This window comes from Mycolicibacterium novocastrense (assembly GCF_001570485.1).
Taxonomy (GTDB): Bacteria; Actinomycetota; Actinomycetes; order Mycobacteriales; family Mycobacteriaceae; genus Mycobacterium; species Mycobacterium novocastrense.
Map to the genome: position 1 here is coordinate 1 of NZ_BCTA01000112.1, position 2,782 is coordinate 2,782.

A 2,782-nucleotide genomic window follows, 5' to 3' on the forward strand; every position below is an offset into this window, starting at 1 on the left:
TCGCTGCGCCTGAGGGGTTGCCGCATCAGGTGGTGGTGGCTGCTGAGGAGGCCGACTTCGGTTGGGAGGTCGTTGATGCCAGCGGCTGGTCTGCGGGCCGGCTGGAGGAGGCCATCGGCGCGGAAGTGAGTCACCCCTTCGACTTGGCGGCCGAAATCCCGTTGCGGGCAAAACTTTTCCGGATTGCAGACGAAGAACACGTGCTGGTCGCGGTGGCCCACCATATCGCCGCTGATGGGTGGTCTATCACTCCTTTGGTGCGGGATCTGGGTGTGGCGTATGCCCACCGGTGTGCCGGGCAGGCGCCGGGGTGGGCGCCGTTGCCGGTGCAGTATGTCGATTACACGTTGTGGCAGCGCGCCCAGCTGGGCGACCTCGATGACAGTCAGAGCCGCATCGCGGGTCAATTGGCCTATTGGGAGAGCGCTCTGTCGGGGCTGCCGGAGCGGTTGCAGTTGCCTACGGATCGGCCGTATCCCGCCGAGGCGGATTACCGCGGGGCCAACGTGGTGGTGGACTGGCCTGCGGAGTTGCAGCAGCACGTTGCGCGGGTGGCTCGCGAGCACAATGCGACCAGCTTCATGGTGATGCAGGCTGCGTTGGCGGTGCTGTTGTCGAAGGTGAGCGCCAGTTCGGATGTGGCGGTGGGCTTCCCGATCGCCGGACGCGGTGACCCTGCACTGGATGAATTAGTGGGCTTCTTCGTCAACACGTTGGTGTTGCGGGTGGATGTCGCTGGTGATCCGACGGTCGCCGAGGTGTTGGCTCAGGTGCGTCAGCGCAGCCTGGCGGCTTACGAGCATCAGGATGTGCCTTTCGAGGTGTTGGTGGAGCGGCTCAACCCGACACGTAGCCGGACCCATCACCCGCTCGTGCAGGTGATGCTGGCCTGGCAGAACTTTGCGGGGCAGAGAGACGCCACAGCGGGGTTGGCGTTGGGTGATGTGGAGGCGACGCCGTTGGTGGCGGATACCCGTACCGCCAGGATGGATTTGTCGTTTTCGTTGGCTGAGCGTTGGACTGAGACTGGTGAGCCCGCTGGTATCGGTGGTGGGGTGGAGTTCCGCACCGATGTGTTCGATGCGGTCAGTGTGGAGTCGTTGATCGAGCGGTTGCGCCGGGTGTTGGTGGCGATGACGGCCGATCCGTCTCGGCGGTTGTCGTCGGTGGATGTGTTGGATGCTGGTGAGCATTCGCGTCTGCAGCAGTGGGGTAATCGGGCGGTGTTGACGCGGCCGGTTTCGGCGGTGATGTCGATTCCGGCGGTGTTCGCGATGCAGGCGGCGCAGACGCCGGAGGCGGTGGCGTTGACCTTTGATGGTGGCGCGATGACCTATCGCGAGCTTGATGAGGCGGCGAATCGGTTGGCCCATGTGTTGGTCGAGCGGGGGGCTGGTCCGGGTCAGTGCGTGGCGGTGTTGGTGGAGCGTTCCGCGGTGGCTGTGGTGGCGATCATGGCGGTGCTCAAGACGGGGGCGGCGTATTTGCCGATGGACCCGGCGCATCCGTCGACGCGGATGGAATTCATGCTTGGCGATGCTGCGCCGATCGCGGCGTTGACCACCGCGGCGTTGGCCGATCGGTTGGCTGGGTCGGGTGTGGCGATCATTGATGTCGAGGGTGGCGGTTTCGAGACTTATCCGGTTTCGGGTCTGGCGGTGCCGGCTCCTGATGAGATTGCCTACATCATTTACACCTCGGGGACCACGGGTGTGCCCAAGGGGGTGGCCGTCACCCATCGCAATGTGGTGCGGCTGTTGGAGGTGTTGGACGGCGATCTGGATTTGTCGGCGGGGCAGGTGTGGACGCAGTGTCATTCGTTGGCCTTCGACTATTCGGTGTGGGAGATTTTCGGGGCGTTGCTGCACGGTGGGCGGCTGGTGGTGGTGCCCGATGCGGTAGTGCGGTCGCCAGAAGAGTTGCACGCGTTGCTGGTTGCCGAGCAGGTCAGTGTGTTGAGTCAGACGCCGTCGGCGTTTTATGCGTTGCAGACCGCTGATGCGTTGGCCCCCGAGCGGGGGAGTCGTCTGAATCTGCAGACGGTGGTGTTCGGTGGGGAAGCTCTTGAGCCTCAGCGTCTTCGGAGTTGGTTTGAGCACCATCCGGGGTTGCCGCGGATGGTCAACATGTATGGCATCACCGAGACGACGGTGCATGCGTCGTTCCGCGAGATCCTCGCCGGTGATGTTGAGAGCAATGTCAGTCCGATCGGGGTGCCGCTGGCCCATCTCGGGTTCTTTGTGTTGGACAAGTGGTTACGTCCGGTGCCGGCCGGGGTGATCGGTGAGTTGTATGTGGCCGGTGCGGGGTTGGCGTGTGGGTATTTGCGGCGGCCAGATTTGACGGCGACGCGGTTTGTGGCGTGTCCGTTCGGTGGAGCCGGGGCGCGGATGTATCGCACCGGGGATCTGGCGTGCTGGAACGCCGATGGCCAGCTGCAGTATCTGGGGCGTGCGGATGAGCAGGTCAAGATCCGCGGCTATCGCATCGAGTTGGGTGAGGTTCAGGCCGCGCTGTCGGGGATTGACGGGGTCAAACAAGCGGTCGTGATCGCGCGTGAGGACCGCCCCGGGGACAAGCGGCTGGTCGGGTATATCACCGGCACCGCCGAAGCCTCGGCTATCCGTGCCAAGCTTGTTGAGCGGTTGCCGGCCTACATGGTTCCAGCCGCGGTGATGTCGATTGACACCCTGCCCCTGACGGTCAACGGGAAACTCGACAAACGTGCCCTGCCGGCGCCGGAATACCAAGAAGTCGATCACTACCGCGCCCCAGGCAACTC

The 2,782-nt window shown here is 64.1% G+C and carries 1 protein-coding gene; it reads left to right on the plus strand.

The window, feature by feature from the left end:
• Positions 1-2,782 (plus strand): non-ribosomal peptide synthetase (locus RMCN_RS30655; RefSeq protein ID WP_131808630.1); only part of this gene is annotated, 2,782 nt, incomplete at both ends.